Here is a 25,749-nt window from a genome sequence, read left to right on the forward strand (position 1 = left end):
GGCGCTGTTGTAGCCGCCCTGAAATTAGTAAGCTAGGTTAGTATTTGACGTCAGCTGCCGCAAGGGACATCACCCTGAGTTCCACCAGCATGGAAGCCGAGGACCCCGCCGGGACCCTGTCCACGGCGCAGCGATATTTGACGCTGATGACGGTCGTGCTCGGCTCTTCGCTGTACGGCACGGCGTTGCTGACGACGTCGACCATCCTGCCGCAGATGCAGGGCGCGCTGTCGGCGACCCAGGACGAGGTCGCCTGGGTGATGACCTTCAACATCCTGGCGACCGCTGTCGTGACGCCGATGACCGGCTGGCTGGTGTCCCGCTTCGGCAGCAGGCGCGTGATGGTGTGGTCGGTCGGATGGTTCACGCTGGCGACGTTGCTCTGCGGCATGGCGCAATCGCTCGAGGGGCTGGTGCTGTGGCGCATCCTGCAGGGCGGCGCCGGGGCGCCGCTGGTACCGCTGTCGCAGTCGATCCTGTTCGCGACCTTCCCGCGCCACCAGCACTCCATGGTGATGTCGATCTTCGGCATGGCGGTCGCGGTCGCGCCGGTGTTCGGCCCGGTGTATGGCGGCTATCTCGCCGAGGCGCATAGCTGGCGCTGGTCGTTCTACATGCTGGTGCCGATCGGGATTGCCGCCACGGTCGGCATGGCCTGGACGCTGCCTTCAGACAACCAGTTGACCAAGGTCCGCTTCGACTGGACCGGTTTCATCGCGCTGGCAACGGCGCTGGCGGCCATTCAGCTGGTGCTCGCGCGCGGCGCACGGCTGGACTGGTTCGACTCGACCGAGATCGTGGTCGAATGCCTGATTGCGGGCATCGCGTTCTATGTTTTCCTCATTCACAGCCTTGGCGCCCGCAATCCGTTCGTGAACCTGAAACTCCTGACCGACCGCAATTATGCGATCGGGCTGGCGCTGGTGACGATCTACGGCATGCTGAACTTCACGCCGATGGTGCTGCTGCCGCCGCTGCTGCAGCAGCAGGCCGGTTATCCCGACGCCCTGGTCGGACAGGTGATCGGATCGCGCGGCCTCGGAATGCTGGTCGGCTTCATGATGGCCGGCTTGATGAACCGGCTCGATCCGCGTCTCACGATGGCCTTCGGCTTTGGCCTGCAGACCGTGGCCGGGCTGTGGATGCTGACCTTCGACCTCAACGTCACAATGGAGATCCTGGTCATCAACAGCATGATCCAGGGATTTGCCGTCGGCGTCGTCTGGGTGCCGATCACGGCGGTGGCGTTCGGCACGCTGGACGCCAAACATTACGCGGAAGCGTCCGCCATCTTCCATTTGCTGCGCAATATCGGATCGAGCTTCTTCATCTCGCTGTCGATCGCCGAAATCGTGCGCACGTCAGGGGCCAACTACAGCCGGATGACCGAGATGATCTCACCCTATAACCGGGCGTTGACGACACCGGGCCTGACCGGAGGCTGGAACTTCGACACCGTGCCGGGTCTTGCCAGGGTGGCAAAAGAGATCGGCCGCCAGTCGATGATGATCGGCTACCTGAATGCGTTCACGATGTACACGGTGACGTCGGGCCTCGCGGTCTTGTTCGTCCTGATGGTGCGGGGCCGCAAGACGGTTTGAGAGGCGGCTGATGCGATGCGACATCACCGGGTTCTTACGGACGCCGGCAGTCGCGTTTCCGTGATATGTGTTTCGCGGACCGGCCCTGATGAAATAATTCTCCTCATCAATGAAGCCATTTTAGTGATCTGACGAACTCTTCCTGAAATAATTGTCAGGTATACTGGCCCGTTACTGAAGAAGCGAATTTCACCAGACTAGCGGTGGCATCCTCAATGAAGTGGAGCACGCCATGCTTTCAGAAAAATTCTTTCTGCTGTTGGAAACCCTCCGGAGCGAGGCCGAGCGGAGCCCGACCTATTCGGACGGCAGCACAAGGGTGATCAGCACCTCGCCGCACGTCCCGGTCCAGCTGCCGAGCGCCAGCCGGAAGTAGCGCGGGCTTCAACAAGTCGCGCTTTCGTGACGCCCAAATGCACGACGCCGCACCCTGTTGGGTACGACGTCGCTTCGCGGCAACCGGACGAACCAATCAACCCACGTTCTTCGGACCGATCGGGAAGTCACCCTTCGGGCCCGGCTTCGGGTCGAGCGTTCCATCCACGATGCAGTAGCCGATTCCCAATGCAACGCCCAAGGCGATGAAGGGAAACCAGCCGCCGCTGACCTGGTCCAGCTTGGCATCCGACAACGGCGCAAGGCCGTCGGCGTTCAGACTTGCTTGCGTGTTGGCCATCATTGTCTCCTTCAATAGGCCGTCCATCCCCCGACGCCCATCCAAGGGATCGTCGAGGGTCGGCATCGAGGCTGGTCAAAACCGGATGTTTGCGCTGTGATTGGAGTCACGGTAGCAGCGCGCCACTGGCGCTCAACCCGAGCACAACGCAAAAACGCGGCGCCAAAGGCGCCGCGTTTGGTTTTTCATCGTCATTCCGGGGCGATGCGAAGCATCGAACCTCAGGTGCGCAATTGCGCACCGGGGAATCTCGAGATTCCGGGTTCGCTTCGCGCCCCGGAATGACGGCGCAATTAGCGCCGTCAGCTCGCCACGGCCGACGACGGCATGTCGCGCTCGCGCTTCATGACGATCTTGTTGAGCGCGCCGAGATAGGCTTTTGCCGAAGCCACCAGCGTATCCGGATCTGACCCCTTCGAGGTCATCGAGCGGCCTTCATGGGCGAGCCGAACGGAAACCTCGGCTTGCGCGTCGGTGCCCTCGGTGACGGCGTGGACCTGGTACAGCTCGAGCTTGGCCTCGTGCGGCACCAGCGCCTTAATGCAGTTGAACACCGCATCGACCGGACCGTTGCCTTCGGCTTCCTCGATCTTGATCTGGCCGCCGATGTCGAGCTTCATGGTGGCGCGCTGCGGCCCATGGGTGCCCGCGATGACCGTCAGCGACGTCAGCTTGATGCGGTCATGCGAGTTGGCGATTTCCTGGTCGACCAGCGCCTCGATGTCCTCGTCGTAGATGTCCTTCTTGCGGTCGGCCAGCGCCTTCATGCGCACGAACGCGTCTTCCAGCTGGTTGGCGCCGAGCTTGTAGCCCATCTCTTCCAGCTTGTGCACGAAGGCATGACGTCCGGAATGCTTGCCGAGCACCAGCGACGACTTCTTCAGACCGATCATCTCGGGGCGCATGATCTCGTAGGTCGAGGCGTCCTTCAGCACGCCGTCCTGATGGATGCCGCTTTCATGGGCGAACGCGTTACGGCCGACGATCGCCTTGTTGTACTGCACCGGGAACGAGGTCGCCGCCGACACCAGTTTCGAGGCCCGCGTCAGCATTGTGGTATCGATCTTGTTCCACCACGGAAACACGTCGTTGCGGACGTTCATCGCCATCACGACTTCTTCCAGCGCGGCGTTGCCGGCCCGCTCGCCGATGCCGTTGACGGTGCATTCGATCTGGCGCGCGCCGCCGGCGATGCCGGCCAGCGAATTCGCCACGGCCATGCCGAGGTCGTTGTGGCAGTGCACCGAGAACACCGCCTTGTCGGAATTCGGCACCCGCTCGATCAGCGTGCGCATGAAGCGGGTGTATTCCTCGGGCGTGGTGTAGCCGACGGTGTCGGGAATATTGACGGTGGTGGCGCCGGCCTTGATCACGGCCTCGACGATGCGGCAGAGGTAATCCATCTCGCTGCGGGTGGCATCCTCGGCCGACCATTCGACGTCGTCGATCTGGTTGCGGGCGCGGGTGACGTTGGCGATCGAGAGCTCCATCACCTGCTCGGGCGTCATGTTCAGCTTGACGCGCATGTGCAGCGGCGAGGTCGCGATCACGGTATGGACGCGGCCGCGGCGGGCGAATTTCACCGCTTCGGCGCAGCGGTCGATGTCCTTTGGATTGGCGCGCGACAGACCGGCGATGACCGAGTTCTTGGAGCGGCGGGCGATCTCGCTGACGGCCTGGAAATCGCCTTCGGAGGTGATCGGAAAACCGGCCTCGATGACGTCGACGCCCATGTCATCGAGCATCTCGGCGATCTCGATCTTTTCCTCGAATGTCATGGTGGCGCCGGGGCACTGCTCGCCGTCGCGCAAGGTGGTGTCGAATACGATTACGCGGTCCTTCTCGGACTTATTGGCTGTGGTCATCTGCAACTTCCTTTGGGTGGTGCGCCGTTTTTTGGGCGCCGAAGGGTTCCTTGGTCTCACGCAACCCCTGAGTGCCCAGGCGCAACCGCCCAGACGGCCCTCAGGGGCCGATAAGAAGCAGAAGCCCGCCAATAAGGAGGGTGGGCAAGGACGCAGCCGGAATCGCGGGAGCATGACCGGCCGCGGCCGATCCACCCTGAACTCCAACATTTTCGCTGCGAATCAGCATTGCCAGACCCTTGAGGAGGCGAAATCCTCGACCAAAACCATTGACGGTTTGTTGCCGGGACCACGTTCCAAGGCCGTTCTAGACGAGAATTATGGCCGGCGGCAATGCCTAAAGATGGTCAGGATGGGTGACCTAACGGGGTGAAAGCGTTGTCAGGGTAAACGGCGTCCTGCCGTCAGCCTCCCCGGACACGCAGCCGTGAGGCTCCTCCCTTCCCCGTCGTCGCGCCGGGTTGAAAGCCAGGCCGCGCGAACCATCTCTTGCCAGGGTGGAGATTTGTAAAATGGAGCGGCGCATGAGCCCTCGGTTTCTCCTGCTGACCTTGTTGGCGGCCTTTGGACTGGCGGTTCTGTTTGCAACGCTCACAACGGTCCGGCAGCTGCACATCCAAACGTCCGCGATCACGCAAGCGCAGCACCGGGGTTGAGCGGAGCGGATACGCGTTACGCTGATGTCACATTTGTTCCACCATCCCTGAGCGCTTAAAGCCGCATGGTGATGGGTGGATGCCGACTGTATGACCGGTGATCGGTTCATGGACGAGGCGCGCATTTGGACAGGTTTCAGATCGGGAGTCACTTTCTTGCGCTGGCCGCCGCCTTCGCGCTCGCGGCGCCGATCGGCTGGGATCGCGAGAAGCGCGCGCGCAGCGCCGGCTTAAGGACCTTTCCGCTCGTCGCTTTGGCCAGTTGCGGCTTCGTGCAGGCCAGCGAAAACCTGCTCGTGCACTCCCCCGACGGCATGGCGAAAGTCATCGAAGGGCTGATTACCGGCATCGGCTTCATCGGTGGCGGCGCGATTCTCAAACAGGGCAGTTCCGTTCACGGCACCGCGACCGCGGCAAGCCTGTGGGCGACCGGCGCGATCGGCGTTTCCGTCGGGCTCGGCAGTTATGACGTCGCCGTCACGGTTGCCATTTTTACCTTCCTGACGTTGCGCCTCCTGACGCTCGTCAAGGACGAGAGCGATGAAGGCGAAGGCGGCAAGCCCGATCGGACCTAACAGCTAACAGTGCTTTGTTGCGTTAGCCGCTGCCTCAACTTTTGCGTAAAGCCGGATTATGGACGTAAGCTGCCGGGTACCGATCCGACGGGAGGCTGTCTGATGCCAAAGAAGGGGGTTACGGGCCATGACGAGTGGGTGGTGACCCAGGCACTCGCCACGGCCTTGGTCGCGCTCGAACAGCTTCCGGAGAAGATTCAGCCGCGACCCCATATGGAGGATCTTCGCAAACTCCTGATTGCCGGCTGCGCCCCCGGTAGCGAGGGTCTGCATCTGGCTCAGGCGAAGTGCCGGTTGTTCCCACAAACCGACCCGGAGACGATCTACCGGGAGTATGGCCTGGAGGGCGGTCGGGATTGAGGGTCAGTAGGATGGGTAGAGCGGCGCGAAACCCATCCTACTTCTTCGCAACCTTCGCCCCGCCATTGCCTTCCGCCAGCAGCGCCTCACGCACCTGCTTGAACTCGCTGCGGTCGGCCTTGTCGACCTCGGGGAAACGCAAATCCAGCCTGTCGAGCGCGCTGACGATGGTCGAGCCGATCACGACGCGGGCGAACCATTTGTGGTCGGCCGGCACCACATGCCATGGCGCGTGGCGCGCCGATGTGTGACGGATCATATCCTGGTAGGCGGCGTGGTACTTTGCCCACAGCTTGCGCTCGGCAATATCGGCCACCGAGAACTTCCAGTTCTTGGCAGGCTCCTCGAGCCGGGCGAGAAAGCGCTCGCGCTGCTCTTCCTTGGAGATGTTGAGGAAGAACTTCAGAATCACCGTGCCGTTGCGCGCGAGGTAACGCTCCATGGCCGAGATATCCTCGAACCGTTCGCGCCAGATGTTCTTGGTCACCAGCTTCTTCGGAATCTTCTGCTTGCCGAGAATCTCGGTGTGCACGCGCACCACCAGGCATTCTTCGTAATAGGAGCGGTTGAAGATGCCGATCCGGCCGCGCTCGGGCAGCGCGATCATGCTGCGCCAGAGAAAATCGTGGTCGAGCTCCTTGGTCGATGGCTGCTTGAACGACGTGACCTCGCAGCCCTGCGGGTTGATGCCGTCGAACACGCTCTTGATCGCCGAGTCCTTGCCGGCGGCGTCCATGCCCTGAAACACCAGCAGGAGCGACCAATTGTCCTGCGCGTAAAGCTTTTCCTGAAACTCGCTCAGCCGCTTGCGATTGGCTTCGATGATGCTCTCGCCCTTTTCCTTGTCGAGACCGCCCTTCTCTCTGGTCTTGTGCGACTTCAGGTGAAACTCGTTTGTTCCGTCAATGCGGAACGGGGCAACGAAAGGCCTTAAGGCATCGCTCAGCGGCTGCTGGGGTTTCGTGCTCATGAGGCTGCGGGCTTCGCCACGGGTTTCGTCACGGCTTTCCTGGGTTGCGTCCTGAAACGATCGATGACGCTACCAAGAATGCCCTTGGGAAGGAATATGATGAACAGCACCAGCAGCACGCCGTAGACCAGATTGTCCCAGCCCACCGCCTTGGTCCCGAACCAGATGCGCAGAAATTCGGCAAGCAGGATCGTGATGATGGCGCCGACCGTCGGCCCGAACGACACGTAGACGCCGCCGACGATGACGGCGAACACCATCTGCAGCGACACCGCAATGCCGCTGACCGTGTCGGGCGATATGAACATCTGGTACTGGCAGTACAGCGCGCCCGCCAGCGCCGTCATCAGCGCGCTGATGATGGTGATCTTGAGCTTTTCGAAGGTGACGTTGACGCCGGCGGCGGCCGCCGCGTCCTCGTCGTCCGAGATCGCCTCCATGGCGTAGCGGCTCATGCTGCGGTCGACCCATTGCCAGATCAAAAGTCCGACCACCCAGACGAACAGCGCGATCAGATACCACGTCGTCTTGTCGTCAAACTGCAGCGCCAGCAACTGGCTGCCCTTGGTGCGGTTCGGCGTGTAGCCGAGCGAGCCGCCGGTGTAGTCGCGCGTCGCGGTGATGACCTGCAGCACGATGCCGGACAGCGCCAGCGTCACCAGCACAAAATAATGCCCGGTGATGCGGAAGCGGAAGCAGGGATAGGCGACGATGACCGCGAGCACGCCAGCCGCGACCATGCTGAGCGGGATGCCGATCCACGGCGAGACGCCGAGATGGTTCCAGAGCAGCGCCGTGACATAGGCGCCGACGCCCATGAAGCCGCCATGGCCGAGCGACACCAGGCCGAAGCGGCCCATGATCGACCACGAGGTGTAGGCGAACGACCAGATCAGGATCAGCACCAGGATGTGCAGATGATAGGGGTCGCGATAGACGAAGGGCAGCGCGATCAGCGCCGCCAGCCCAACGGCCCAGGTGATGGTTCGTGTGTTCACGAGCGCCTCGCGAAAAGCCCGGCGGGCCGGATGAACATCATGACGATGAAGAAGGCGAAGGCGAGCACATAGCCCCATTCGAGGTCGGAGAACAGGCCGCCGAGCGAAATGATCTCGGCGAACACGAACGCGGCGATGAAGCCGCCCACAAAGTTGCCGAGCCCGCCGAGCACGCAGATCAGGAAGGTGATCGGCCCGAACGACAGGCCGACAAAGGGATGCACGTCGTATTGCAGCACCAACAGGCAGGCAGCCAGCCCCGCGAGCGCGCCGCCCAGCGCCGAGGTGACGAGGTAGATGCGCTTGGTGTCGACGCCCATCAGCGACATGATCTGGCGGTCCTGCGAGATGGCGCGGATCGCGGTGCCGGTATAGGTGCGGGTCATGAAGAAATAGACGCTGACCATGCCGATCAGGGCTGCCGCAAACGACAACAGCCGCGAATAGCTGAAGTGCATCTCGCCGAGCGCCAGCACCGGCAGGCGGATGCCGAGATTGCGGAAGTCGATGCCGAAAGCGACGGTGGCAAAGCTCTGCAGGATGAACAGCACGCCGCCGGTGGCGAGCAGCTGATTGATCGGCGGCGCGGTCAGCAGCGGCGCGATCACGATGTAGTGCAATGCTGCTCCCAGCAGCGCCACCAGCAGGATGGTCAGCGGCGCCGCCGCCCAGTACGGCAGGCCGTAGAACTGGACCAGGTAGTACATGCCGTACATGCCGATCATGACCAGCTCGGCATAGCAGATCCAGGTCACGTCGATGACGCCGAAGATCAGATTGAGCCCGAGCGCCAATAGCGCCAGCACCCCGCCGAGCAGGATGCCGTTGACCACGGCCTCCAGCAGATAGATGTCGAAGATATCAAGAAATCCCTGCATCGCTTTGCCCGTCCTAAACGCCGAGATATGCCTGCTTGATGGTGTCGTTGTTCATCATCTCCGCCGAGGTGCCGGATGCGCGGATGCTACCGGCCTCGAGCAGATAGGCGCGGTCGACCACCTTTAGCACCTGCTGCACGTTCTGCTCGACGATCAACACCGTCAACCCGCTGGCGCGGATCCGCTTCACCAGTTCGAACACCTGCTGAACCACGACCGGCGCCAGACCCGCCGACGGCTCGTCGAGCAGCAGCAGTTTCGGGTTCGACATCAGCGCGCGGCCGATCGCGCACATCTGCTGTTCGCCGCCCGACATGGTACCCGCCATCTGGCTGCGGCGTTCCTTCATGCGCGGAAACAGGTCGAACACGAATTCCAGCCGCTCGGCATATTTGGCGCGGGCGCCTTCCATGTAGGCGCCCATCTTCAGATTGTCGTCGACCGTGAGCCGCGGAAACAGCCGGCGGTTTTCCGGCACATGGGCGATGCCGAGACTGACGATGCGATGCGCCGGCGTCGCCAGCACGTCGGTGCCTTCCATCGAGATCGAACCTCTGGTGGGCCGGATCAGGCCGGAGATCACCCGCATCAGCGTGGTCTTGCCGGCGCCGTTAGGGCCGATCACGCCGACCGCCTCGCCCGCCTTGACGTCGAGGCTGACGCCGAACAACGCCTGGAAAGTGCCGTAACCCGCATCGACCGATTTCAATTCGAGCATGCCTAGTCCCCTGCCCGCCGGCGCGCTTCCCCGGCCGCGGCCAGAGTCGAATCCGCATCGGTGCCGAGATAGACCTCGATCACGCGGGGATCGCTCGACACCGCACTCGGCAAGCCTTCGGAAATCTTCTCGCCATGATCGAGCACCATGACGCGATCCACCACCCGCATCAGCACGCCCATGATGTGCTCGACCCATATGATGGTGATGCCGAGTTCGTCGCGGATCTTGCGCAGCATGTCCGCCGCAGCATCCATCTCTTTCTCGTCGAGGCCGCCGAGGCTTTCGTCGGCGAGCAGAAGTTTCGGTCCGGTCGCCAGCGCTTTCGCCAGCTCGAGCTTCTTCAGGCCGGCGGCCCCGAGGCCGTCGACAGTGGCATGGCGATCGGTGGTCAGGCCGACCATATGAAGCGCCTTTTCGGCAGCCTCATTGGCCTTGGCGCGGCTGTGGCGGCCCTGGCCGTAGTAACCGGCCAGCGCCACGTTTTCGAAGATGCTGAGCCGGTGAAACGGCCGCGGGATCTGGAAGGTGCGGCCGATGCCACGGTTGATGATGCGATGCGGCGCGACGCCCGCGATCTCCGCGCCGTCGAACAGAATCGAGCCGGCGGTCGGGACCAGCGTGCCCGACAGCATGTTGAAGATCGTGCTCTTGCCGGAGCCGTTCGGCCCGATCAGGCCGAGAATCTCGCCCTGCTCGACCCGAAACGACACGTTGTTGACCGCGGTGAAGCCGCCGAAGCGCTTCACCAACCCGTTCACCGTCAGCACCCCAGATACTCCGCTAACCTACTGGCTGCTGAAGGTGGTGCCCTTCGGCAGGGGCAACACGGCCTCGCGTTGCGCCTGGCTCTTCGGCCACACCACATACGACTTGTCGTCGACATACTGGATCACCACCGGGAACGAGCGTTCGTTCTGGCCGGCCATCTGCTGGCCTTCGCCGTAAAACTTCACGCCGAAGCCGAGCATGGTGCCGCCTTCCGGCAAATCGACTTCGAGCGAGGCCTTGCGCAACGCCTCGGGATCGACGCCGCCATATTTCTTGATCGCGCGCGGCAGCACCTCGGTCATGAAGACGTAGGTGTTGGACGCGGCCATGCCGACATGGGCAGAACGGATGGCGACACCGGGCTTGGCCTTGTCGAACTCCTCACCGACCATCTTGATGATCGGCGGCAGCTTCGGATCCATCGACTTCTGGTTGGCAAGCCAGATCGAGATCGGGTCGGTGTTGAAGACGTAGTTGACGTCGCCGCCGAGCCCTTCCTTCAGCTTCTCATAGACGCCATAGCCCGCGCCATGACCGACCAGCGCGCCGAACTTCAGGCCCTGCTCGCGGGCCTGGCGCAGCAGCAGCGTGATGTCCGGGTTGTAGCCGGTGTGGAAGATCACGTCGGGCCGGCCGCGCTTCAACTTGGTGACGAGCGCGGAAAGATCCGGCGCGGTGGCGGCATAGCCTTCCTTCAGGACGACGTTGAAGCCGGCCTTTTTGGCGCCCGCCTCGTTACCCTTCGACACATCGACGCCATAGGCGCCGTCCTCATGGATGATCGCAACCCGCAGGTCTTTCGGCTCCTTGCCGAATTTCTCCTTGGAGTTCTGGGCGATGAAATCCATCGTCATCAGGCCGAACTGATCGCCGCTGGCCTGCGGACGGAAGACGTATTTGAAGTTCTTGTCGGCAAGCACCGCCGAGGAAATGCAGGTGGTGATCCACATGAACTTCTTCAGCTGCTCGACACGGGCGGCCACCGGCACGCACTGCGCCGACGAGAAGAAGCCGAGCAGCATGTCGACCTTTTCCTGCTCGACGAGGCGGATCGCCTCGTTGATGGCGACATCGGGCTTGCTCTGCGCGTCGGCGTAAACCGCCTCGATCTTGTAGCCTTCGACGCCGGTCTTGCTGAAATGGTCCAGCATGATCTTGGCGCCGGTGTATTGCAGCTCGGAACCGCCGCCGGCGAGCGGGCCGGTCAGGTCGTAGATCACGCCGATCTTGATCTTCTTTTCCTGGGCCTCGGCGCCAACCGCCATTCCCAGCACCGCGATTGCGGCGGACAGCCCGACAAACAGGCGCGCAACCTTATGCCCCGGCATCAAATCCTCCCTGTATATGGTGCGATGCACCTTTTTGTTTTTGCCTTGTCTTTTCTCGCCATCACACGGGTAGCGCCGCGTGATGTCAAGGCAATAACCGAGGTTACACTGTCGCGGCACCTCGGCACTCATACCAACTGCAACGCAACCGATGCGCGCAACCCCACAATCATCGGATGTTAAACATCGGATGATTGCTAGCATACATCACCCATGCTAGCAAATCGCAAATCCTCTAAGTCAAAAGGAGAAGGAGGTGACCAAGCGGGGGATCGCCGACAAGCGTGTCAAGCCGGGGCGCATTCGCAACGTGTTGACGACACTCGGCCGCGAAATTGCGCAGGATCGCATTCCGGTCGGAGCGGCCCTGCCGCCGGAGCCGGATCTCGAAACCCGCTTCGGCGTCGGGCGCGGCGTGGTGCGGGAGGCCATCAAGACGCTCGCCGCAAAAGGACTGGTCAGCGTCCGCCCTCGGCATGGCACCCACGTGCTGCCGCGCAGTGAATGGAGCCTGCTCGACCGCGACGTCTTGAGCTGGCTGGTCGGCAAGGACGAGCCGGGCCGCGATCTTCTGCTGGCAATCCAGGAAGTCCGCTCGATCATCGAGCCGGCGGCCGCCGCGCTCGCCGCCGAGCGCGCCACCAAGAACGACCGCTGGCGGATCAATGCGGCCTTGGCCGCGATGGAAACCGCGCAGGACCAGGCCAGCACCATCGCCGCGGACAAGGCGTTTCATCTCGCGATCCTCGACGCCACCCACAACCCGGTGCTGCAGGGCTTTCGCGGCGCCATCGACACCATCCTGAGCACGGTCTTCATTGTCGCGATAGGCAGCGCCGGCTGGTTCCGGGACAATCTGCCTAATCATGCCGCGGCCGCACGCGCGATCGAGAGCGGCGACGCCGAGAAGGCGCGGATCGCGATGGAGCGGGTGCTTGGCTACACCAAATTCAAACTGTCGAACCGCAAGGCGGCGACCGCCGCCGAGCGACGGTCGGCCGGCACAACCACAAGCGCTTCAGCAAAGAGAGTCATCGTCAAGAAAGCCAACAAAAAGAAAAAGCGCCATGCGTCGTAATATCAGCGCTCGACCCATGTCCTCGCTAAGCCGCAAACTGCGCTTCAATGAACGAGGTGACAAAGCGCGGCATCGCTGAGGTGAGATCGCGCGTTCCGCGCACCAGATGAATGGCCGACAATTCAGGCGATTGCTGCAAGGCGAGATTGGCCTCGATCCGGCTGCGCAATGCCTCGCCCGACATATCGACGTGCAACAGCCGGATCATTGCCAGCGCCGGGCCGGTGTAGACGCAATGCCAATCCGGATCGCTCCTGTATTCCCCCGGCCCAAGGCCGGTTTCTTCCTCGAGCTCGCGCGCCACGCTGCCGGATATGTCGAGCGCGCCATCCCTGACGTCGTCGAGGTCGGGCGTGCCTGACGGAAAATAGATTCGTCCGGCGTTGGAGGTGTGCCGGCCCATCTCGCCGAGCACGAACGCGCCGTCGGCGCAGCGCAGCGCGCCCATCCCAAAACCGTTGAACACGTCCCGGTCCGGAAAGCCCCAGTCACGCCAGGCCAGGAAGCTCGCGAAATCGGTCTCGAAATAGCCGGCCGTGAGGTGACTGCCGGCAAAGACCGGATGGCGCCCGAGCAGCACACGCCCGTTCCACAGTTGCGGAGTGTCGCGCTGCGCCTCTGCAAAATGCGCATCGATCTCCGCCCGCCGCGCGGCGGCGAACGGCCAGGACCAGGATTCGACCGGCAGATCGAGCGAGGTAACGCGATGAATGACCGGTGCCGTCGTGCCATTCATCGCCAGATCACTTCCAGCACTGCGTCACGCACGACTTCACGTGTTATTTGGTGCTCGATCCCGTCGTCTTCTTGACCTGATCGACATATTTGTTGGTGTAGGTCTTGGTGACGTCGATGTTGGCTTTTGCCACCTCGGGCGAGCCCTCGCTGAACACCGCCAGCACCGCATCCGCGCCCTTCGGGTCCATCTTGCCGTTCAACGAATACATCGGGATCGTGTTCTTCAGCGCCGCCAGATACAGCTCCTTGTTCTTGCCGACGATTTCTTCCGGCATTTTCGCCATGATCTCTTCCGGCGAATGGGAGTGAATCCAGGCCAGCGTGTTGACAATCGCCGTGGTCAAAGCCTGCACTTCCTTCTCGTGGGATTTGATCCATGCCGCCGTCGTGTAGAGCGAGCCGCCCGGATATTCGCCGCCGAACACTGCGAGCGTATCCTTTTGCGTACGGGTGTCGCTGAGGATCTTGAGGTCGGAATAGCTGCCCTGCAGCACCGTGACCGACGGATCCAGCATCACGGCCGCGTCGATCTGACCCTGCTGCATCGCCGCGACGGCGGTGGCGCCAAGGCCGACGCCGATGACAGAGGCGCTGGTCGGATCGAGGCCGTTTTTCTTGAGCAGATATTTCAGGAAGAAGTCGGTCGAGGACCCCGGCGCGCTGACGCCGACCTTCTTGCCGGCGAGATCCTTGATCGAGTTGATTTCCTTGTTGTGCGAGGGCGACACGACAAGCACCAGCCCCGGATAGCGGTCATAGACCACGAACGACACCAGCTCCTGCTTCTTGGCCGCCAGATTGACGCAATGGTCGAAATAGCCGGACACCACGTCGGCGCTGCCGCCGAGCACGGCCTTGAGTGCATCCGAGCCGCCCTTGAGATCGACCAGCTCGACGGCAAGGCCGGCCTTCTCGTATTCACCGAGCTGCCTGGCCAGCACCGTCGGCAGATAGCACAGGCAGGAGCCGCCGCCGATCGCGATGGTGACCTTGCTTTGCGCTGCGGCAAAGCCTGAGGTCAGGACCAGCGCCAGCAGCGCCCCGGCCAGCCGGCCAACAATTTTCTTCATGGTTTCCTCCGATGGGTTGCCGACAGGATAATGCAGTGCACAGGCCTTGAGAAGGCGGCTTTGGCAACAATGCGAGGGCCATTATTGCAATGCTGTTCCGCTCGCTGCGATTTATTCCATCGCAGATGCGTGGTTTTTCGTCGCGCTGGCGAATACCGCTGTCGCGGCGTAGCATCGCCTGACAAGAAAATACAACCGGGGAGGACTACCCATGAATCGCATCGCCATCACCTTGTCGATCGCCACCGCCTTTGCCGCCGGCTGCGGCGTCACGCATCTGCTGCGCCCTGCCCTTGCCGCCGAAAACATCACTGCGCAGGTCATCTCGACCGGCGATCTCGAAGGGGACAAGCTGTCTCCTCTCAACGCCGGCGGCATGCGCAACAAAATGCTGGTCTCCGCGGATGGCGTGACCATCGCGATCCAGGATGGCAGCCCGCCGAAGCATCTGCATGCCAACGCCAACGAGATTCAGTTCATCCTCGAAGGCACCGGAACGATCTGGCTTGGCGACAAGGAAGTAACGGTGAAGCCTGGCGACCTCGTCGTCATCCCCAAAGGCACCCCGCATGGCGGCACCAAGCCTGTCGGCCGCACCATCAAGGCGATCGCGATCAAGACCCCGCCGCAGGCGCCCGATGATACGAAGATTCTGAACTGACGGTATCACCGTCGTCCCGGCGAACGCCGGACCCATAGCCACCGACTTTCGTTTGGCGGAAGGCGTCAGCCAGATGTCCCTCAATCGAGAGATCACGCGGTATGGGTCCCCCGATGCGCAATTGCGCATCTGAGCTCAAGGCCGGGACGACGAGAGACCCTACCCCGGCGCCTCAACCGACCTGCTCGACCCGCGCTGGAGCACGATCACCGCCGCGATTAGCTGTAGCGCGATGCAGAGCGCAATCGGCGTCTCGTACCCACCGCTCCAGCTCTGAACGACGCCGAGAAAGGCGGGCCCCAATGAGCCAACGGTTCCGCTGATCGCATTCGACAGCCCCATGACGACGACAAAGCTCGCCGCACTGAACTCGCGGTGCATGATGAGCGGCGGCAGTGTGATGAGATTGCCGACCGAAAAGCCGAATACTGCGCAGGCAGCCAGTAGGATCGGAATCGCATCGAAATGCAGGATGCTCAGGAGTGCCGCCGCCTGACTGACGATCGAGATAGCGGTGACGCGCCGCGGATCGAACCGGTCGACGACCATGCCGAGGCCAAAGCGGCCGGCGATCGCCGTGAATGTCATCACCGAAACCGCCAGACCGGCATTGGCGCGGCCGATCTTCGGCTCGAGCATGGCGATCTGGTGCACGATAAATCCGATCTGGGCCACGAGCGCCAGTGCAAACGGGATCGAGATGGTCCAGAACGCGACGCGGCGGATAAGCGTTGCGCGCGAAATATCACTCGGGACAGAAGGCATTTCGGCACGCAGCGGATCAGCCAGACCTCCGGCCGATGGCGGGCCTATAAAGGCGAGCGTGACAGGTACGAGAACGGCGACCATGACCGCTGTTCCGGTCAGCATCGCGGCGGCAAAGCCGAACCGTTCGATCAAATATACCAGTGAGGGCGTCACGATGACGCCGCTAAAACTGGCGCCCGTGAAGGCCAGGCTGATGGCGAGACCGCGGCGGCGGACGAACCAGAGGCTTACGATGGTCGCGCTCACGATCGTCCCCATCCCGATCCATCCAAGCGACATCAGGGCGAAAGCGATATAGAGCTGCCACGGCGCGGTCGCGAACGCGAGCAGCGTCGTCGACGTCGCCAGCGCGGCAATTCCGAGCAAGACCAGCCGCCTGGCACCCAGCCGGGACACGAGTTCGTTGGTAAAGGTCGCGAATATGTTGGCAAGCAGGAGCGACAGCGTGCTCGCGCCCGAGATCAGGGCCGCCGGCCAGCCGTTCAGACGCTGCAGTTCGGCCAGGTAGACGCCATGACCGTAAAGGCCAAAGCCGAACAGAAACAGCGCCATGAGGAAACAGGCGAGCACGACACGCCAACCGGCATAGCGCAGCAAGGTCTCATCGGATTGGCCTGCGTCCTGTGCGGGGATCATTTGCTTTCGGGCGGTCGCGCCGATCAAGCCGCGCATGGGGCGGCGCGGCTTGATCATGCGTCAGTTTGCTCGCCGAAGGCGAGTAACAATTTAAGCAGACGTCTGTAGCAAGGCCGCGGCCTCCGACGGCGTCGATCAATCCCGCGCCACGGGCGCCGGCCGCCATACCAGGAGCCGTCGCTCGACCAGCGTCACGCCGAAATCGATCACGATCACGAAGGCCGACAGCACGAACATGCCGGCGAAGACAGCGCCGACGTCGAACACGCCCTCGGCCTGCTGGATCAGGTAGCCGAGGCCGGCCGCCGATCCCAGATACTCGCCGACAACGGCGCCGACCACCGCGAAACCGACCGCGGTATGCAGCGAGGAAAACATCCACGACAGCGCCGAGGGCCAATACACGTGCCGCGTCAACTGCCGTTCGCTCATGCCGAGCATGCGGCCGTTATCGAGTACGGTGGTGCTGACCTCCTTGACGCCCTGATAGACGTTGAAGAACACGATGAAGAACACCAGCGTCACGCCGAGCGCGACCTTGGACCAGATGCCGAGCCCGAGCCACAGCGCGAAGATCGGCGCCAGCACCACGCGCGGCAACGCGTTCATCATCTTGACATAGGGATCGAACACCGCGGCGACGCGGGGCTGGCGGGCGAACCAGAATCCGACCAGCACGCCGCCGACCGACCCGATCACGAAGGCCAGGACCGACTCCCACAGCGTGATCATCAGATGCTTCCAGATCACGCCGGTCGCGAACCATTTGTATATCTGGCTGGCGACATCGACCGGGGTCGAGAAGAAAAACGGCGGCAGCAACATGCGGCCGAACACCGGCACGGTGGCAAAGAACTGCCACAGCGAGAGCGCGACCACGGCGACCATCAATTGCCAGAACAGCAGCGTCAGGCGGGACATCAGGAGGCCTCCGCCGCTTGCGAAGACTGCGCGTAACCCTTCATCACTTCATCCTTCAGCACGCTCCAGATTTCCCGGTGCAACTCGTGGAACTGTTTCTCCATCCGCACTTCCGAGATGTCGCGCGGGCGCGGCAGGGTCACCTTCCAGTCGCCGATGATGCGCGCGCCGGGTCCCGCCGACATGATCACCACGCGGTCGGCCAGCGCGATCGCCTCTTCGAGATCGTGGGTCACGAACAACACCGCCTTGCGGTCGGCGGTCCATAGTTCCAGCAAGAGATTGCCCATGATCTGGCGGGTTTGGGCATCGAGCGGCCCGAACGGCTCGTCCATCAGCAGGATCTTGGGATCCCGGATCAGCACCTGCGCGAGCCCGACGCGCTTGCGCTGCCCGCCGGACAGCATATGAGGATAGCGGTTGCCGAACGCGCCGAGCCCGACCGACGTCAACCAGCCCTGGGCGCGCTCCAGCGCCATCGCCCGCGGCGCGCCCTTGATCTCGAGGCCAATGGCGACATTGTCGATCGCGGTCTTCCAGGGAAACAGCGCATCGGCCTGAAACAGATAGCCGGCGTCCCGATTGAGCCCGGTGAGCGGCTGGTCGAAAATCCGCACCGCGCCCGCGGCCGGCTTCAACAGGCCGGCAGCGACGTTGAGCAGCGTCGATTTCCCACATCCGGTGGGACCTACGATGGCGACGAACTCGCCATGCGCGACCGAAAGCCGGGCCTTTTCCACGGCCGTATAGACCCGTGCGTCGGCCAGGCGGAATGCCACCGTCGCCTCATCAAGCGCGACCGCCGTAGGCTGTACCGTATCCACTCCGTCCCCTCCCCAATTTGGGTCATGCCTTAGCGGTTACGAACGATAAGTTCAACGCGGTACCGCAACGTGGTAATGGAGCTTATTGCCATTGCTAGAGGCCGGGCCGCCACCCCGATCACGACCCGTTTTGCCGGCTTGACCGGTCTGCTTTGGTGAGCACCAATCGACAGACCCATCGCCATGCAACGAATTTGGGTATCTACTGATCTGTTCGGAATTCATACCGGAGACGTTCAATGAAGCGGGGGTTTCACCTCGTCGGATCGGCGCTACTGCTGGTCATCACGTGGGCCGTGATCTTTGAGATTGGGTTTCGGCTGCAGCAATATTTCGGTCCCCTGTACGATCTCGAAATGGCCAGCGTCAATTTGAACTGGCAATCCGACGTGGTGAACCATCAGCCCACACCGCAAGACCAGAATCTGTGCATCTACGGCGACTCGACCGGCTTCAGCTACAAGCGATCGTTTGACGCGAACGGCATCCGGATCACCGACGATACGGCACAGCAGGCCGAGTGCGAAAACCCGGTTTCGGTCCTGTTCCTCGGCGATTCCTTTATGGAAGGCTACGACGACAAGAACACGCTGCCGTATCACGTTGCAAAATACTTCAAGACAGAGCGCGGTACCTGCCTGAAGACCTACAATGCCGGATATACCTCGTATTCCCCGGCCATCTTCGTGCCGCAGGCCAAGAAGCTGCTGCCGGTGCTGCGTCCCGATTATATCGTGGTCGACGTGGACGAAACCGATCTGTACGACGACTTCGCCCGGTACCGCGGACTGATTGTCCGCAACGAACGCGGACAAAATGTCGGCGTCAAGGCTTCACCCATTGGACGCGAATGCAGTGTCGGCCTGATGGAGGCCCGCAAGCATCCCTTGTACCTGATGCGCTTTGCGGCGAGGCTTTGGCATTCCTTTGTCCATATGCCGGCGGTGGTCGAGAAGAACCGATCGGACTTCACCCTGTTTTCCTATTCCCAGGACCAGGACAGCGATCTCGAACGAAAATATGCAGCGCCGCTCGCAAGTTTCAGGACCAATCTGCAGGAGCTGGCTGAGGTGCTGAAGGATTACACTGGGGACGGCAGCCGCGTGCTGTTCATCTCTCATCCGCATCTCCAGCACCTCAGACCCGACGCCAAGGGCCGCCTGTGGAACAATCTCGTCAGCTCTTCGGTACAAAAGATTTGCGTCGCCAACAGCTTTCTTTTCTTCAATGCCACCGACGCACTGAAGAAGCGGTCCGGATCGCGCCCCGACCGCTTCTATTGGGGAGGTAACGATATGCATTTCAGTCATGAGGGACTGGCGGAATATTCCGCTGCCGTCGCAGCGTTTATGGCCTCGGCGATGATCCCGAAGGACTGACCGCGTCACCTCACGGGCCTGCCGGCCGACGGGCCATCGAATGGCGTTACCGCGTGCCGGCGGCAGAAAAAGGTTGGCACCCGGCTCACGATTGGCCGATTGTTCGGCTAGCGCCGTTTCCCTTGCAGAGAACCCACGCCGAATGCCCGCCTCGTCTCTCATCTCCTACGCGCATGTCGGCAAGACCTTCGACGGTGGCCGAGGCGCGAACCGCGTGGTGGCGGTCGACGACGTCTCGCTCGATGTCGCCGAGGGTGAGTTCCTGGCCATTGTCGGCGGCTCCGGGTCAGGCAAGACCACGCTGCTGCGGCTGGCCAACCGGCTGATCGACGCCGAAGAGGGCCACATCACGGTGGAAGGCCAAGACGTCCGCAATCTCGACCCGATCGGTCTGCGCCGGCGGATCGGCTACGTGTTCCAGAGCGGCGGACTGTTTCCGCATCTATCCGTCGCCGGCAATATCGGCATCACGCCAAAGCTGCTCGGCTGGCCTGCGGACGAAATCGCGGCGCGGGTCGACGAATTGGTCGATCTGGTGCGGCTCGACCGCGCGCAGCATCGCGACCGGCTGCCGCATGAATTGTCCGGCGGCCAGCGCCAGCGCGTCGGCGTGGCGCGGGCCCTTGCGGCGAAACCGCGCATCGTGCTGATGGACGAACCGTTCGGCGCGCTCGATCCCCTCACCCGGGACGCGCTCGGCGACGATTATCGCGAATTGCACCGCAGGCTCGGGCTGACCACGGTCATGATCACCCATGACATGACCGAGGCCATTCTGCTCGCCGACCGCATCGCTATCATGCGCGGCGGACGGCTTCTGGCCCAAGGCACGCCCGCCGAACTCTCTGATAGCGGCGACGCTTACGTCGGCGAGTTGCTGCGCACGCCGCGGCGGCAGGCGGAACGGCTCGGCGCGCTGCTGCCGCGGGATGGCGCGGCATGAACCTGTTCGCCGATCCGCGCTGGAGCGAGGCGCTCGGGCATCTGCCCGATTATCTCGGCAACCATGTCCGCGTCAGCTTGACCGCGCTGGCGTTGGGGCTCGCGGTCAGCCTGCCCCTCGCGATTGCGGCACGCAATCGTCGAGCACTGCGCGGCGCGCTGCTCGGGCTTGCCAGCATCGTGCAGACCGTGCCGGGGCTGGCGCTGCTGGCGCTGTTCTATCCGTTGCTGCTGGCGCTCGCGGCGGTGTCGCTGTCGTGGTTCGGATTTGGATTTTCCGCCTTCGGCTTCCTCCCCGCCGTGCTGGCGCTGGCGCTGTATTCGATGCTGCCGGTGCTGCGCAACACCATCACCGGCCTGCAGGGCGTCGATGCCGCGATCCTCGAAGCCGCACAGGGCGTCGGCATGACGCCGCGGCAGTCGCTGTTCACGGTGGAACTGCCGCTGGCATTGCCGGTCATGATGGCGGGCATCCGCACCGCGGCGGTCTGGGTGATCGGCACCGCGACGCTGTCGACGCCGATCGGCCAGACCAGCCTCGGCAACTACATCTTCGCGGGGTTGCAGACCCAGAACTGGGTGTTCGTGCTGTTCGGCTGCCTGTCGGCCGCAGTGCTCGCGCTGACCGTCGATCAATTGCTGGCGCTGATCGAGAACGGCTTGCGCAACCGGAGCCGCGTGCGCGCCATGCTTGGCGGCGCCGGCATCGCGGTGCTGGTCGCGGCGACGCTGGTGCCCGCCATGACGCGCTCGCAAACCAACTATGTCATCGGCGCCAAGACCTTTGCCGAACAGTATGTTCTGTCGGCGCTGATGGCGCAGCGGCTGAGGGCCGCCGGTCTCTCCGCCAGTTCGCGCGAAGGCCTCGGCTCGAACGTGATCTTCGGGGCGCTGGCCGCCAACGATATCGACCTCTATGTCGATTATTCCGGCACGCTGTGGGCCAATCAGTTCCAGCGCAGCGATATCAGGCCGCGCCAGGAGGTGCTCGACGAACTAAAGACCATGCTCGCCAAGCAGAACATCACGCTGCTCGGCGAACTCGGTTTTGAGAACGCCTATGCGCTGGTGATGCCGCGCAAACGGGCCGAGCAACTCGGCATCCGCAGCATCGCCGATCTGGCGCCGCACGCGGCCGGAATGTCGATGGCCGCGGACTACGAGTTCTTTTCAAGGCCGGAATGGGCCGGGCTGAAAAAGGCCTATGGGCTGTCGTTCCGCGCGCAGCGGCAGATGCAGCCAGACTTCATGTATGCGGCGGCAGCTTCCGGCGAAGTCGATGTAATCGCGGGTTACACCAGCGACGGACTGATCGCGAAATACGATCTGGTGGTGCTCGCCGATCCCAGGCACGCGATCCCGCCTTATGATGCGATGGTGCTGCTCGCCCCCAAGCGCGTCGGCGATGCGGCGTTGCGGGCAGCGCTGCAGCCGCTGCTCGGCAAGATCGATATCGCCGTGATGCGCGAGGCCAATCTGCGCGCCTCGGGCAACGACGCGACTTCATCGCCCGATGCGGTGGCGAAGTGGCTGTGGGAGAAGATCGGGACGAAATAGGTGACCTGCGCTAAGGTGTTCCGGCTCACATGGAACCGCGCCGTGAATTTTTCGCGCTCGCTCGTACTGCCTGCCGTGGGTATCGCTGCGATGTCGGTACTGATATCCGGAACGACCGTTGCCACCGCAGCATCCCTACCCGCGCGCGTCACCTTTGCTAGCGCCGACGGACGGACGACGCTGGTTGGTTATGTCTTCAGGCCGGAAGGGTCGCATGCGGCGCGCATGCCGGCGGTGGTGATGATGCATGGCCGCGCCGGCGTCTATTCCTCGGCCGCCAACGGCAAATACGACGCCTCGACGCTTTCCAAACGCAACCAGCAATGGGGACACATCTGGGCCCGGCAAGGCTATCTCTCCGTCCTGGTCGATGGTTTTGGTCCTCGCGGCTATCCAACCGGTTTTCCCCGTTTCAGCTACGATTCCCGGCCGGATGAATTGAATGAAATCACCATTCGCCCGCTCGACGCCTATGGCGCACTGGCTTACCTGCGGACACGCAACGACGTGATCGCCGATCGGGTCGCGCTGCAGGGCTGGTCCAACGGCGGCAGCGCCACACTCGCCACGATGTCAGCATCCGCGCCGGGTATCACAGCGCCGACGCCCGCAACCGGCTTCCGGGCCGCCCTGGCATTCTACCCCGGCTGCGGCCTGAAAGGGCAGTTCGCCGACGGCATCAAACCCTACGCGCCGGTGCGCGTGTTGCATGGATCGGCCGACGAGGAAGTCTCGCCGCGGCGCTGCGCCGATTTCGTCGCCAAGAGCCGCGCGATCGGCGGCGACATCCAGTTCCAGCTCTATCCCGATGCGGCGCATGGTTTCGACGATCCCAGTCCCTCGCGCCAGAGCGACGCCGCCAATGCGTCCGCGACCCGCGACGCGATCGCGCGCGCGATTGCGTTCTTTGCAGCCGTATTGAAGCCTTAGTCAGGAGAATGTCTCAAATGACCGTTGTATCGACCGACCCAAGACAGTGGAACGTAGGCCTCGTCGGCTATGGCGAGGTGGGTCGCATTCTCGCCGAGGACCTGCGCAAACAGGACGTGAAGGTCGCGGCCTACGATATCAAGCTGCGCAGCGATCAGACAGGCTCCGCCTTGCGCGATCATGCTTTCGCGCATGGCGTCGCGCTTGCGGCGTCCCATGCCGATCTCGCCGCGAGTGCCGATTTCATCGTTTCCGCCGTCACCGCGAGCCAGGCTGTCCCGGTCGCACAGGCTTGCGCGCCGGCCGTGAGGCGGGACGTCTGGTTCCTCGATTTCAATTCGGCATCGCCGGGCGCCAAGCAGCGCGCCGCCGGCCTGATCGACGGCAAGGGCGGCCGCTATGTCGAAGGCGCCGTGATGACCTCGATCCCGCCGTACCGCATCAAGGTGCCCTTGCTGCTCGGCGGCTCCGGTGCCGAGGCGCTCGCGCCGTTGCTGGAGCAACTCGGCTTCGACGCCAAGGTGGCAAGCCGGGAATTGGGCGTCGCGTCGGCGGTCAAGATGTGCCGCAGCGTGATGATCAAGGGCCTGGAAGCGATGGTGATCGAGAGTTTTACCACCGCGCGCGCCTATGGCGTCGAGGACGCGGTGCTGACGTCGCTCACAGAGACCTTTCCCGGCATCGACTGGGAAAAACAGGGCGCCTATTTCTTCCAGCGCGTGATCGAGCATGGCCGCCGCCGAAGCGAGGAGGTTCGCGAGGTGGCTGAAACCGTGCGCGAGGCCGGGCTCACGCCATGGTCGGCGGAAGGCACCGCCGAACGCCAGGCCTTTATCGCCGATCTCGCCGACGAAGGCCTGTTCGGCTCGAAAGGTACGGACGCGTTTGCCCGGAGCCCCGACTGGCGCGTGGAAGCCGACCGGATACTTGCCGCCGTGAAGAAGAAATGAACAGCGCTGCCACGAACGTGAGAAGTTTCGCCAGGGTCTCCGCGCCCCGGACGCAGCGCAGAGCGCTTGCGGTGCGCTGCAGAGCCGGGGCCCACGACTCTAATCGCGCTTATCGCCATGGGTCCCGGCTCTGCGGAGCAGCGTAAAGAACGCTGCACCGCGTCCGGGACACGGAGCGTTCAGATTACAGCCCCCGCACCAGCCCGGCGTCGATCAGCAGGCGGTTGAACCGCCTGGCTTCGGCGCCGTCCTTGCAGGCATAGAACACGCCCTTGCAGCGCACCATGATGCTCTTCTGCTCCCTGAACGACGGATCGAGCGGAACGCCGGCCGCGTCCTGGATGACGAGCGGAATGTAGGCGGCATCGAGGGTTGCGAGGGCCGACGACAGATCCGGCGGCTGGAAGTTGATTCCATCCAGCGCATAGTAGGTCGAGAAGTAGCGCGGATCCGCGCTCATCAGACGTTGCCCCAGCAGTTTCCGGTCGATGCCGGGCTCGAGCAGTTTCTGCGAGATTGCCGGTTGATGATCGCCGAAGCGCAGCACCAGGAACGACTGGTCCGGATAGTCGCGCGCCAGCCGTTCGGTGAAATCGCGGTAGTCCTTTGCCGTCATGCTCTGGCGGCGAATATACTCGTCGATCTCCGGCGTATTTCCCGGCGGCTTCCAGTCCGGCGTCAGATCGGGCCGGTAGACGCTGGTCCAGGGAAAATGATTGGCCGTGAGATACACGAACATGAAGACCGGCGACTGCGACGCTTGCTCGTCAGCAAACGCCTTCAAGGCCTGATCGAAGTAGAACTTGTCGGGCTGCATGTCCTCATCGACGCCCATGTCGGCCATGTCGATAAAGCGCTCGACGCCGACACCCTTCTGGAACGCCCGCGCGCTGAGGAAGTCGCCATAGGTCGGATAGAGCGAGACGGTCCTGTAGCCGCAGCGCTGCAGCGCTTGCGGCAGGCCACGCTCGATGCGGTTCGCGGTGATCCTCGTGACGTAGAACTTCAGATCGCCGAACGATTTCGCCGACATGCCGGTCAGCACATTGAACTCGGTGTACCAGGTCGGGCCGCCCGTCGCCTCCGCGATCATGGTCCGTCGCTTGCCGTCAGCGGACTTGAAGTAGTCGGAATAGCCTGGCGGAACCTTGACGCCGGGTGCTGCGGTGATGTCGAAACTCGACTCGTCGAGCAGCATGATGATGTGCGGGCGCTTGGCAGTGGTATCGCATTTTTCGTCTGGCGGCAGCGCCGGCCGGGCTGTGGCGTGCGCTCCCGGGGCCAGGCCAAGCGAACCGCTCGCCGGCGGATCGGCCTCGATCCATCCGGTCGAGGCCAGCCGCGACACCGCGACCACGCCCGAGCGCGCGAGGTTGGAAATATGATTGATGCCCTGGAACGGCTCCCAGGGCTGCTCGGGCGCAGCGACCGATATCGCCGACATCGACACGGTCGTGGCGGCAAGAACCGCCAGCACCGGGCCGCGAGCTGCACGAAGCGGATCGGCGCGCCAGATCGCCCACAGCAGTGGAACGGCAATCACCGCCGCCACGATCAGCTGCGTCCGCAGCTGTGGAAACACCGAGAGCAGGAACGAAAGCGTATCGCGATCGACGATCAGGAAATCGAGGAAGGTCAGAGATAGCTGCAGAATGTCGAACTTGAAGCGCGACAGCACGATCAGCAGCACCACCAAAACCAGCGCCAGCGCCGCGGCGACGCCGGGCCGCCGCAGCACCAGCAGCAACAGGCAATTCACAAAAACCCACGCCAGCAGCGCGAGCGTGATCCCAACGAATCCGTATTCCGTGCTGAACAGGACAGCCAGGGCCGCCAGATGCAACGCGGCCACCACGCCGACGCCGGCATAGAACCAGACCCCGCGCGATGCCGTATCGC

Annotated in this window: 25 protein-coding genes; 11 read left to right on the forward strand and 14 right to left on the reverse strand. The window is 63.0% G+C overall.

The features are described from left to right. Positions 1–44 precede the first annotated feature (44 nt). Positions 45–1,601, forward strand: a complete 1,557-nt coding sequence (locus JQ609_RS02280) for a DHA2 family efflux MFS transporter permease subunit (protein WP_212271876.1) — start codon at positions 45–47, stop codon at positions 1,599–1,601. Positions 1,602–1,833: 232 nt separating this feature from the next. Then, positions 1,834–1,977, forward strand: coding sequence for a hypothetical protein (locus tag JQ609_RS02285; RefSeq protein WP_212271877.1), 144 nt, complete (start codon positions 1,834–1,836; stop codon positions 1,975–1,977). 96 nt (positions 1,978–2,073) lie between these two features. On the opposite strand, the gene JQ609_RS02290 is transcribed toward JQ609_RS02285, so the two are convergent. Beyond that, positions 2,074–2,277 carry a hypothetical protein gene (locus JQ609_RS02290; RefSeq protein ID WP_212271878.1) on the reverse strand — a complete coding sequence of 68 codons (204 nt, stop codon included), beginning with the start codon at positions 2,275–2,277 and terminating at the stop codon, positions 2,074–2,076. Between the two features lie 302 nt (positions 2,278–2,579). Continuing rightward, complete coding sequence (locus JQ609_RS02295) at positions 2,580–4,142, reverse strand: 2-isopropylmalate synthase (protein ID WP_192737943.1); 1,563 nt, start codon at positions 4,140–4,142, stop codon at positions 2,580–2,582. Positions 4,143–4,923: 781 nt separating this feature from the next. On the opposite strand from JQ609_RS02295, the gene JQ609_RS02300 reads away from it, so the two are divergent. Together JQ609_RS02300 and JQ609_RS02305 are read left to right on the forward strand one after the other, a co-directional pair. Continuing rightward, on the forward strand, positions 4,924–5,373 hold the full coding sequence (locus JQ609_RS02300) for an MgtC/SapB family protein (protein ID WP_212207021.1): 450 nt from the start codon (positions 4,924–4,926) through the stop codon (positions 5,371–5,373). A gap of 102 nt (positions 5,374–5,475) precedes the next feature. After that, the gene (locus tag JQ609_RS02305) at positions 5,476–5,733 is read left to right on the forward strand and encodes a hypothetical protein (RefSeq protein ID WP_192737945.1); all 258 of its coding nucleotides are present in this window, start codon (positions 5,476–5,478) and stop codon (positions 5,731–5,733) included. A 37-nt stretch (positions 5,734–5,770) separates the two neighbouring features. Here the strand turns inward: JQ609_RS02305 and JQ609_RS02310 are convergent, their stop codons facing one another. From JQ609_RS02310 to JQ609_RS02335, 6 genes are read right to left on the reverse strand one after another with little or no spacing between them, the layout of a single operon-like run. After that, positions 5,771–6,703, reverse strand: coding sequence for a polyphosphate kinase 2 family protein (locus JQ609_RS02310; RefSeq protein WP_212207020.1), 933 nt, complete (start codon positions 6,701–6,703; stop codon positions 5,771–5,773). Further along, entirely contained in the window at positions 6,700–7,701 is a 1,002-nt protein-coding gene (locus tag JQ609_RS02315; RefSeq protein ID WP_312014663.1) for a branched-chain amino acid ABC transporter permease, read from the reverse strand. Before JQ609_RS02315 ends, JQ609_RS02310 begins: the two co-directional genes overlap by 4 nt. Beyond that, positions 7,698–8,579 (reverse strand): branched-chain amino acid ABC transporter permease, encoded by an 882-nt coding sequence (locus JQ609_RS02320; protein WP_192737948.1) that lies wholly within the window; start codon positions 8,577–8,579, stop codon positions 7,698–7,700. The genes JQ609_RS02315 and JQ609_RS02320 overlap by 4 nt, the downstream gene beginning before the upstream one ends. Positions 8,580–8,592: 13 nt before the next feature. Further along, a complete protein-coding gene (locus tag JQ609_RS02325) occupies positions 8,593–9,297 on the reverse strand; it encodes an ABC transporter ATP-binding protein (protein WP_212000239.1) in 705 nt (234 codons plus the stop codon). A 2-nt stretch (positions 9,298–9,299) separates the two neighbouring features. Beyond that, positions 9,300–10,067 carry an ABC transporter ATP-binding protein gene (locus tag JQ609_RS02330; RefSeq protein WP_212207016.1) on the reverse strand — a complete coding sequence of 256 codons (768 nt, stop codon included), beginning with the start codon at positions 10,065–10,067 and terminating at the stop codon, positions 9,300–9,302. Between the two features lie 18 nt (positions 10,068–10,085). Beyond that, on the reverse strand, positions 10,086–11,396 hold the full coding sequence (locus tag JQ609_RS02335) for an ABC transporter substrate-binding protein (protein ID WP_212271879.1): 1,311 nt from the start codon (positions 11,394–11,396) through the stop codon (positions 10,086–10,088). A 256-nt stretch (positions 11,397–11,652) separates the two neighbouring features. Between JQ609_RS02335 and JQ609_RS02340 the strand changes: the two genes are divergently transcribed. Next, a complete protein-coding gene (locus JQ609_RS02340; RefSeq protein ID WP_212271880.1) occupies positions 11,653–12,474 on the forward strand; it encodes a FadR/GntR family transcriptional regulator in 822 nt (273 codons plus the stop codon). Between the two features lie 25 nt (positions 12,475–12,499). Here JQ609_RS02340 and JQ609_RS02345 read toward each other — a convergent pair whose 3' ends face one another. Together JQ609_RS02345 and JQ609_RS02350 are read right to left on the reverse strand one after the other, a co-directional pair. After that, entirely contained in the window at positions 12,500–13,210 is a 711-nt protein-coding gene (locus tag JQ609_RS02345; protein ID WP_212271881.1) for an NUDIX hydrolase, read from the reverse strand. Between the two features lie 43 nt (positions 13,211–13,253). Continuing rightward, entirely contained in the window at positions 13,254–14,282 is a 1,029-nt protein-coding gene (locus tag JQ609_RS02350; RefSeq protein ID WP_212271882.1) for an ABC transporter substrate-binding protein, read from the reverse strand. 211 nt (positions 14,283–14,493) lie between these two features. Between JQ609_RS02350 and JQ609_RS02355 the strand changes: the two genes are divergently transcribed. Further along, on the forward strand, positions 14,494–14,943 hold the full coding sequence (locus tag JQ609_RS02355) for a cupin domain-containing protein (RefSeq protein ID WP_192737955.1): 450 nt from the start codon (positions 14,494–14,496) through the stop codon (positions 14,941–14,943). A gap of 159 nt (positions 14,944–15,102) precedes the next feature. On the opposite strand, the gene JQ609_RS02360 is transcribed toward JQ609_RS02355, so the two are convergent. The 3 genes from JQ609_RS02360 to JQ609_RS02370 all read right to left on the reverse strand — a co-directional run bounded on the left by JQ609_RS02360 (position 15,103) and on the right by JQ609_RS02370 (position 18,092). Beyond that, positions 15,103–16,404: an MFS transporter gene (locus JQ609_RS02360; protein ID WP_249127565.1), complete on the reverse strand. Its 1,302-nt coding sequence runs from the start codon at positions 16,402–16,404 to the stop codon at positions 15,103–15,105. 78 nt (positions 16,405–16,482) lie between these two features. Further along, on the reverse strand, positions 16,483–17,268 hold the full coding sequence (locus JQ609_RS02365; protein WP_212207009.1) for an ABC transporter permease: 786 nt from the start codon (positions 17,266–17,268) through the stop codon (positions 16,483–16,485). Continuing rightward, entirely contained in the window at positions 17,268–18,092 is an 825-nt protein-coding gene (locus JQ609_RS02370; RefSeq protein ID WP_212207006.1) for an ABC transporter ATP-binding protein, read from the reverse strand. The genes JQ609_RS02365 and JQ609_RS02370 overlap by 1 nt, the downstream gene beginning before the upstream one ends. A 239-nt stretch (positions 18,093–18,331) precedes the next feature. Between JQ609_RS02370 and JQ609_RS02375 the strand changes: the two genes are divergently transcribed. The 5 genes from JQ609_RS02375 to JQ609_RS02395 all read left to right on the forward strand — a co-directional run bounded on the left by JQ609_RS02375 (position 18,332) and on the right by JQ609_RS02395 (position 23,850). Beyond that, positions 18,332–19,471 (forward strand): hypothetical protein, encoded by a 1,140-nt coding sequence (locus JQ609_RS02375; RefSeq protein ID WP_212271883.1) that lies wholly within the window; start codon positions 18,332–18,334, stop codon positions 19,469–19,471. A 142-nt stretch (positions 19,472–19,613) separates the two neighbouring features. Beyond that, positions 19,614–20,414 carry an ATP-binding cassette domain-containing protein gene (locus tag JQ609_RS02380; RefSeq protein ID WP_212271884.1) on the forward strand — a complete coding sequence of 267 codons (801 nt, stop codon included), beginning with the start codon at positions 19,614–19,616 and terminating at the stop codon, positions 20,412–20,414. Continuing rightward, complete coding sequence (locus JQ609_RS02385; RefSeq protein WP_212207003.1) at positions 20,411–21,970, forward strand: ABC transporter permease/substrate-binding protein; 1,560 nt, start codon at positions 20,411–20,413, stop codon at positions 21,968–21,970. The genes JQ609_RS02380 and JQ609_RS02385 overlap by 4 nt, the downstream gene beginning before the upstream one ends. Before the next feature lie 42 nt (positions 21,971–22,012). After that, the gene (locus JQ609_RS02390; RefSeq protein ID WP_212271885.1) at positions 22,013–22,900 is read left to right on the forward strand and encodes a dienelactone hydrolase family protein; all 888 of its coding nucleotides are present in this window, start codon (positions 22,013–22,015) and stop codon (positions 22,898–22,900) included. Positions 22,901–22,917: 17 nt separating this feature from the next. Further along, entirely contained in the window at positions 22,918–23,850 is a 933-nt protein-coding gene (locus tag JQ609_RS02395; RefSeq protein WP_212271886.1) for a DUF1932 domain-containing protein, read from the forward strand. Between the two features lie 184 nt (positions 23,851–24,034). Here the strand turns inward: JQ609_RS02395 and JQ609_RS02400 are convergent, their stop codons facing one another. Next, positions 24,035–25,702, reverse strand: a complete 1,668-nt coding sequence (locus JQ609_RS02400; RefSeq protein WP_312014789.1) for a sulfatase-like hydrolase/transferase — start codon at positions 25,700–25,702, stop codon at positions 24,035–24,037. Positions 25,703–25,749 lie beyond the last annotated feature (47 nt).

It is taken from the genome of Bradyrhizobium sp. AUGA SZCCT0169 (assembly GCF_018130085.1).
In the GTDB taxonomy this organism is placed as follows: domain Bacteria; phylum Pseudomonadota; class Alphaproteobacteria; order Rhizobiales; family Xanthobacteraceae; genus Bradyrhizobium.

Bases quoted from the DNA above. Each gene is read 5' to 3' on its own strand.
- JQ609_RS02285 (WP_212271877.1), top strand. From the start codon at position 1,834: ATGCTTTCAGAAAAATTCTTTCTGCTGTTGGAAACCCTCCGGAGCGAG.
- JQ609_RS02290 (WP_212271878.1), bottom strand. From the start codon at position 2,277: ATGGCCAACACGCAAGCAAGTCTGAACGCCGACGGCCTTGCGCCGTTG.
- JQ609_RS02295 (WP_192737943.1), bottom strand. From the start codon at position 4,142: ATGACCACAGCCAATAAGTCCGAGAAGGACCGCGTAATCGTATTCGAC.
- JQ609_RS02305 (WP_192737945.1), top strand. From the start codon at position 5,476: ATGCCAAAGAAGGGGGTTACGGGCCATGACGAGTGGGTGGTGACCCAG.
- JQ609_RS02310 (WP_212207020.1), bottom strand. From the start codon at position 6,703: ATGAGCACGAAACCCCAGCAGCCGCTGAGCGATGCCTTAAGGCCTTTC.
- JQ609_RS02320 (WP_192737948.1), bottom strand. From the start codon at position 8,579: ATGCAGGGATTTCTTGATATCTTCGACATCTATCTGCTGGAGGCCGTG.
- JQ609_RS02325 (WP_212000239.1), bottom strand. From the start codon at position 9,297: ATGCTCGAATTGAAATCGGTCGATGCGGGTTACGGCACTTTCCAGGCG.
- JQ609_RS02335 (WP_212271879.1), bottom strand. From the start codon at position 11,396: ATGCCGGGGCATAAGGTTGCGCGCCTGTTTGTCGGGCTGTCCGCCGCA.
- JQ609_RS02345 (WP_212271881.1), bottom strand. From the start codon at position 13,210: ATGAATGGCACGACGGCACCGGTCATTCATCGCGTTACCTCGCTCGAT.
- JQ609_RS02350 (WP_212271882.1), bottom strand. From the start codon at position 14,282: ATGAAGAAAATTGTTGGCCGGCTGGCCGGGGCGCTGCTGGCGCTGGTC.
- JQ609_RS02355 (WP_192737955.1), top strand. From the start codon at position 14,494: ATGAATCGCATCGCCATCACCTTGTCGATCGCCACCGCCTTTGCCGCC.
- JQ609_RS02360 (WP_249127565.1), bottom strand. From the start codon at position 16,404: ATGATCAAGCCGCGCCGCCCCATGCGCGGCTTGATCGGCGCGACCGCC.
- JQ609_RS02365 (WP_212207009.1), bottom strand. From the start codon at position 17,268: ATGTCCCGCCTGACGCTGCTGTTCTGGCAATTGATGGTCGCCGTGGTC.
- JQ609_RS02375 (WP_212271883.1), top strand. From the start codon at position 18,332: ATGAAGCGGGGGTTTCACCTCGTCGGATCGGCGCTACTGCTGGTCATC.
- JQ609_RS02380 (WP_212271884.1), top strand. From the start codon at position 19,614: ATGCCCGCCTCGTCTCTCATCTCCTACGCGCATGTCGGCAAGACCTTC.
- JQ609_RS02385 (WP_212207003.1), top strand. From the start codon at position 20,411: ATGAACCTGTTCGCCGATCCGCGCTGGAGCGAGGCGCTCGGGCATCTG.
- JQ609_RS02395 (WP_212271886.1), top strand. From the start codon at position 22,918: ATGACCGTTGTATCGACCGACCCAAGACAGTGGAACGTAGGCCTCGTC.